This window comes from Methylobacter tundripaludum, from assembly GCF_002934365.1.
GTDB lineage: Bacteria > Pseudomonadota > Gammaproteobacteria > Methylococcales > Methylomonadaceae > Methylobacter_A > Methylobacter_A tundripaludum_A.
Genome location: NZ_PTIY01000026.1, coordinates 22,333 through 28,598 on the forward strand (window position 1 = coordinate 22,333; position 6,266 = coordinate 28,598).

Consider the following 6,266-nt stretch of genomic DNA (forward strand, 5'->3'; position numbering starts at 1 on the left):
TCCTTTTTTTGTAATTATTAACGTAAAAAGAGAGCAGTTTATCAAAAAAACCAGCCTTTGGTTTCTAAATCACGTTGGCACCCGCTTAATTGGCTTTGAAATAGCTTGGCCCGCTTGGCTACTTTGTTGGCAATCTGTACCAAACCCGCTTTTTGCAAATAGCTTTTGCGTTGATAGCCGCCGTGCCCTTCGTGGTAGGCCAGGTATAGATTTTTGGCGTCCAGCTTCGAAATGCCTAACCGGGTATGGCTGATGTTGCAGTACCAGCCGATGAAATCGGCGGCGTCGGCAAAGTCTTCGCGATCCGCCCCCCAGCCAGCCGCCTTGTCCTGATAGCTGCCCCAGGTTTCATCCTTGGCCTGGGCATAGCCGTAGGCGCTGCTTTCTCGGGGCAGGGGGATAAATCCCAGCAGCCAGGGCCGCGGCGGCTGGGCGTCGGCGACAAAGTGCGATTCCTGGTGCATGATCGCCATTTGAACCGGGATAGGTACGCCCCATTTTTCGAATGCGCTTTTAGCGTCATCATACCAGCCTTCTTTTTCCCTGAAAGTGGAGCATATATTGTCGCTGTTTTTAGGCGGTAGCGCCACGCAGGCCGCCAGGGGGAGTAACAAGAACAGGATTAATGGCTTTTTCATGACGCGGCGAGTTGTGTAGGAATCACGATAATGTGGGCGATAACAAATAATTACAATAGAAAAGACACTATAATTCCAGCCGATAGCCTTGTACAGCAAGATAATACGGATAATCAAGAGGAAAGTCAGATGAATTCAGAGTTAAACCGGCCTTATCGAAAAAACCTGATGTCGCGTGGTTTGATTTATATGGGGGGAGAAGAGCGTGAGATCACCGTTAAAGACCTTTCGTTGACCGGTGTGCTTGCGGAATTGAAAGGCGACCAGATAAGCAGCAACGCCAAGGACATTTTTAATATGCTGTCGGCATCGACTATCATCGATTTGTATCTTCCTGAAATGCGCTTGGCCGGTGAAGCCGAGGTAGTCAGGGTTGATATGCTGACGGACCATATATCGCTGGCGCTGGAGTTTAAAAATGTCAGTTATGACGTCGATAATCAGCTGTACAAGAGAAAAGTGTATAGAAAAAACATGGTTGCTCCAGGCAGAATCCTGCTCAATGGCGAATATCGCGATTTTACGACCGTCAACGTTTCGGTGGACGGCTTAATGATTAATCTCGCCGAAGCCGTCGTTGTCGAGCCGGGCGAAATAACCGTGTTTGAGTTTGAGCGGCTGGGGCTTGAAGGCGAGATAAAACTGATATGGGTTGAGCAGACCGCCGATGCCGGGACATTGATCGGCTTGCAATATGTGAATATGGAAAAAACCGAGATTAAGGGGATACCCCGTTTTGCCCGCTGACAAACTGCATGACCTCCCGCCACCAGGGACGTTCCTGATTTAGCGGCAGGGTGTTATGGCCCGCCGCTTTAAACGCCCAGAGTTGCTTGCGATGGCGCAGCGACTCGAACAGCTTCAGGCTGTATTTATTGGGGATGATTTCATCTTGTTCGGCCAGCACTATTGCGGTGTTCCCCGCATAATCTTGCAGGTTTTTAATGTTGTCGAATTTGTCGCGGATCAGCCATTTTGCCAGGAAAAACCAGTAATGGTGCTGGGCGACATCGGCCATGCGGCTAAACGGCGTGACCAGAACAATGCCTTTAACCGGAACCTGCCCGCTCTGCACAATGCCAGAGGCCACGCCCCCTCCGAGCGATTCGCCCCACAGAAAAATAGGGCCGCCAAAATCATCTAACGCCTGTTTTGCGGTTTGGATGCCGTCCGAAATCAACGCTTGTTCCGATGGTGCGCCGCTTCTGGCCGCATAGCCCGGATATTCGGCCAGGATGACCCGGTAACCCAGTCTTTCCAATGCGTCCGGGTAATAAGTCCGGTCGGTTGCCGAACCCGCATTGCCGTGAAAAACGATAACCGTGCCTTTGCCGGTCGCACCGGGTCTCTGAGAGATCAGTCCAAGATAATTTTCCGCTGACGGCCAGAGTTTCAGGTTGGCTTGATCGGCCAGTTGCTGTTGCTCCGCAATCGAATAAGTATCGGGAAAATAGATCATTTTTCGCTGGAATAGAAAAACGACCAGCAGGAGCAGTAAGTAGGTCAGCAGCAGTAAAATCATCGGTTTGACGGTCAAAAATTAAACGCTCTTATCGTTTGATTATTCAGGCTCGCAAGGGCTGGCAGATTAGCCCGTTAAGCTTCTCAGATCATAAAAATGAATCATATTACGCCCGGCGTCCTTTGCTTTATACATCGCATTATCGGCATGCTCGAGGATTTCATCTTGGTCGGCTTCGTGGTTAGTGAAGACGATCACGCCGATACTTGCGGTACACACATGTTCAACCGTGGTATCGGTCTTCTCGATTGTTTTTTTGACGGTCAATTGATAGGGTGCGGCCAAGGAGTCGTGGATCTTTTCCGCGATAACATGGGCTTGCGAGACTGATTGCGCTTTGTCGCTGTCCAGCCCATTCAGCAGCACGACAAATTCATCGCCGCCAAAGCGGGCGACCGTATCCACTTCGCGCACGCAAGCCTTTAAGCGATTCGCGACTTCAACCAGCAGTAAGTCGCCCGCCGGATGACCGTAAGCGTCATTGAGCGGTTTAAAGTTATCAAGATCGAGCATCATCAATGCGGCATAATGGCCGCTACGCTTGGTGCCGGCCATCGTTTGACTTAACCGGTCGTTCAGCAGGCGGCGGTTAGGCAGGCTCGTGAGCGGATCGTAGAAAGCCAGCTGGCGCACTTGTTCTTCCATCCGCTTACGTTCAGTGATGTCACGCATAATTCCCAGTGCGTGCCAATGGTTATGGAGCTTGAATGCGGAAATGGATAGTTCGATGGGGAACTCTTCACCGCTCTTGTGCAGAGCAGTAATCTCGAATGTTTTGCCGATGACACTGCCTATTCCGTAACGTTGGAAGCGTTCAAAACCGCTGTGGGCAGAATCGCGATAGCGCGCCGGAATAAGTAAGTTGTGCATATTTTTACCTATCGCCTCGTTTGCTTCGTAACCGAATATTTTTTCAGCGGCGGGGTTCCAATAAATCACCTGCTCTTCTGTGCCGATGATCACAATTGCATCCTTGGCGGCGGTGCTGATAAGGCGGAATTTTTCCTCGCTATCGGCCAGCGCTACGCTCCTCCTTTCCAGCTCCGCCGTGCGTTGCTTGACTGTTTCTTCAAGGTGTTCCTGATGCCGCTGCAACTTCTCCGTAACATGTTGCAACTTGCCGATGATGATTTTAACGTGCTTGACGAAAGGGTGAAATATCAGCGCCGCTTCCAAAACCAGCAACAACAGGGTGATTCCCCAGAAGACCGTCTCGGCTTTTTGCAAACGGCTGACCGATGCTTCTCCTTCCAGTTGGTACCGGCGCACCATCTGATCGAGACCGGTGACTAATGCGTTCGGCGCATTTTGGGTAATGTATTGCAGCAAAGGGTTGGCGGCGGTTAACGCATCATCATCCGCCAGGAGCAATTCGTGGACAGTCTTGATATAGGTTTCTACTTGACCATCCAGCGCATTGGGTCCGTCAAAATACATGGCGTGGACAGTGGGTGACAGAGTTGCAGGCAGTCCGAGCTCGGTGTCGCCGTGGATCAAGCCGTGATGCGAACGCTCCATAAGTTGAATGGCTTGGTTTAGCTTGCTCCGAATTGCCGGCCGTTCGGCCGCAGGTGCGTTCACCAGCATATGGGAGAACAAGGCGGTCCGCTGGCTGAGCATGCGCTGGCGTCCGCTCACGTTGACTACGGCGGCCGTACTTTTTTGTTCCGATATTACCAGATGCAAGCTTAGCCAAGCTGCCGTTGAAAGTGACGCCACTAACAACAACGCGACCGCATAACGCCACGTCAGTGCGCGCGCTACGTTTAAGTCATTCCCCCAATCTGTTTTGTTGGCCCCGTTTAGCTGCACTCGTCTCCGCCGACTTCAATTGTAAACCGAAATTACCTTAGCATTTTTGGAAAGCTTCTTCATTAAAATTCTGGAAGAAGTTCGTTTGATCATGTGCTGTTCATCCCGTCCCAGCCAGTTGGGGCGGGGGACGCCAGTTCTCGCTGCCGCTCGAATCGGCTTATTCCGGCCTACAGCGCTACCCAGGCTTACCTTCCATTCCGGCTAAATCCCGGCTGCCATGAATGAGGGCGATAATAGTGATGTGCTCTGGCTGGGTCAGATAGATAATGCGGTAGCTTTTTTTGTTGAGGCATCAAAAATACGCCCAATAAATTGTCGGGCATAAAAGCTGGAGTCTTTGGCGATATAAGCCTGAATCGCTTCTAAATCCTTTAGTGCCGGTTCTGTCCATTGCCCAAGAGCCGTTTTTTAGCATCCTCGCTGGATATTACGCGGCCTTCATCAACAGCACTCAGTCCTTTCTCAATTTTCTGTTTGACATACAGCTCATACATGATGTCATCCCACGTTGCCTGGTCAGAAACATGATCAATAATCTGCTTTGCGGCTTGTTTAGCGGTTTGCATGGTTTGCTCCTTTAAGGATGTCTGTCGCAGTTGTGGTGGATTGCCTAGCGGCGAATCTACAAATAATCCACCTACAGCGTTTGTTTTTTATATTGCCCATATTTTGACGGCCAATTCAGCCATTTTTAATTGTCGATTTTCTATAGCTTGCTTATTCCATACGCTTTCATCAGCAACACTATTCGTTAAAGAAAATGAGGATTTTTTATATATTTCACATTTCTCCGCAAATGAACCATTCCCGACAGTGCTGTTTAATTTTGACGCCATAATTGCAAGATTTCCTAGTCTATTATGATAGGCTCTAAAGTCATCAGGCTTAAAAGTTGCATTCCATTCTTGTGTAGGTGTAGATGGTAGAATATGCTCCAAATTTACACGATCCGTGTCTATGCTTGGAACTTGTTCAGAACTTTTTCCAATAATTTCTTCTTCCAATGCTCTGAGGTAGAACCTCGCAATTTTTTGCTTAGAAATTGAGGCAATAGAAAATCCAGTTTTAAATGCCGAATCAGAAGGTAAATTCGTGAACGCTGAAATAACTTCTTTTGATGTCGTAATCTTTCCCTCAGTTACTGATTTAGCTGTGTCTGCATATAGCCGCTCCATAGTTCCACCTCCGACACCACCAACAATTTGAAACCTAACTGCTACTGACACGAGTTTTTGAAAGGTAGTACAAACATTCTTTTCATTAAATTTTTCCAAGATTGATAACAATAGCGGCCTTATCTGTGTCATTCCCAAAAGATTAAGTGTCGAAACCGATCCTCTTACCTTGGGGTCAAAATCCGACCAAAATTCATGCTCTGTATTTATAAGAGCTGAATAGACCCTTGCCCCTTCTGATAACTCACTTGAATAATTTAGTGCATTTTTCTTGCTTGTAATCTTTCTCTTCATTACTGAAAATAGTTCTTTTTCCCGGATTAGCCCATACTTAGCCATCGAGAAATGTCTTAAATATGTGACCACTAAAGGGTCATCTGACGCGCTTTCGAGTATAGACACCATCGACAGCCACCGATTTTTAGTCTCTTCAATTTTCTCACCGGAGCGATGAAACAAATAATTTTTCAACAAGTCAGAAATTGCTAACTCCAATCCTCGGTCGTTCAATGTTTCAAAAATTATGAAGGCGTTACTATCATCCGGCGCCACAACTACAATAATTTTCATATTTGTTTCTAAGTAATCTAACCATGCATGCAACTCTTCCTCTGAGTCTTTTGATTTCTGACACATTTCTTTTAAATACTTTAAACAAAACTGAGAAGCATCAATTAATCGCTTATGCGATTGTCTACGATACTTTGATGTATCCAAATCATTTATATTCTCAATAAGATCTTGATACACCTCATTATCAATTTCGTTTAAAATTAACTTTGGTTCTTTTTCCTTTGTTTTGCGGTCTGTACTGGCTAAAAAATCTGATTTGACAGATGCAACTACCTCATGGTCTTTATCTTCAGCAAAAATATCTTTGATCGCAGCAATAACAAGACTTACCGTCGTTAATCGCTGCTGCCCGTCAACAACCTCATATCGATTATTGGCTCCGGCAGTAACGACTATTGAGCCAAGAAAATACTCTTTTTCTTTGTTTTTTATAGCATCATTAATATCACTTAGATTCAACTCATAAGTGCAATCGGCACTAATCGGAAAAGAAAAAGGTTAGCTGATATAGTTTCACGCTTTTTTCAATCCGACCAAAGACGA

General features: G+C 47.0%; 7 protein-coding genes. 1 reads left to right on the top strand and 6 read right to left on the bottom strand.

Annotated elements, in window-relative coordinates; translation table 11 throughout:
• Positions 1-41 precede the first annotated feature (41 nt).
• Positions 42-638 carry a transglycosylase SLT domain-containing protein gene (locus B0F88_RS18260; RefSeq protein ID WP_104425378.1) on the bottom strand — a complete coding sequence of 199 codons (597 nt, stop codon included), beginning with the start codon at positions 636-638 and terminating at the stop codon, positions 42-44.
• A gap of 129 nt (positions 639-767) precedes the next feature.
• On the opposite strand from B0F88_RS18260, the gene B0F88_RS18265 reads away from it, so the two are divergent.
• Positions 768-1,385 (top strand): PilZ domain-containing protein, encoded by a 618-nt coding sequence (locus B0F88_RS18265; protein WP_104425379.1) that lies wholly within the window; start codon positions 768-770, stop codon positions 1,383-1,385.
• Here B0F88_RS18265 and B0F88_RS18270 read toward each other — a convergent pair.
• The 5 genes from B0F88_RS18270 to B0F88_RS18290 form a co-directional block, all read right to left on the bottom strand.
• On the bottom strand, positions 1,357-2,175 hold the full coding sequence (locus B0F88_RS18270) for an alpha/beta hydrolase (RefSeq protein ID WP_258076731.1): 819 nt from the start codon (positions 2,173-2,175) through the stop codon (positions 1,357-1,359). The two genes, B0F88_RS18265 and B0F88_RS18270, sit on opposite strands and share 29 nt — an antisense overlap.
• A 51-nt stretch (positions 2,176-2,226) precedes the next feature.
• A complete protein-coding gene (locus B0F88_RS18275) occupies positions 2,227-3,972 on the bottom strand; it encodes a diguanylate cyclase domain-containing protein (protein WP_104425380.1) in 1,746 nt (581 codons plus the stop codon).
• Positions 3,973-4,230: 258 nt separating this feature from the next.
• On the bottom strand, positions 4,231-4,332 hold the full coding sequence (locus B0F88_RS19970) for a hypothetical protein (RefSeq protein ID WP_219820921.1): 102 nt from the start codon (positions 4,330-4,332) through the stop codon (positions 4,231-4,233).
• A 14-nt stretch (positions 4,333-4,346) separates the two neighbouring features.
• The gene (locus B0F88_RS18285; protein WP_104425381.1) at positions 4,347-4,541 is read right to left on the bottom strand and encodes a hypothetical protein; all 195 of its coding nucleotides are present in this window, start codon (positions 4,539-4,541) and stop codon (positions 4,347-4,349) included.
• 87 nt (positions 4,542-4,628) lie between these two features.
• Positions 4,629-6,182, bottom strand: coding sequence for a DUF262 domain-containing protein (locus B0F88_RS18290; RefSeq protein WP_219820919.1), 1,554 nt, complete (start codon positions 6,180-6,182; stop codon positions 4,629-4,631).
• Positions 6,183-6,266: the final 84 nt, after the last annotated feature.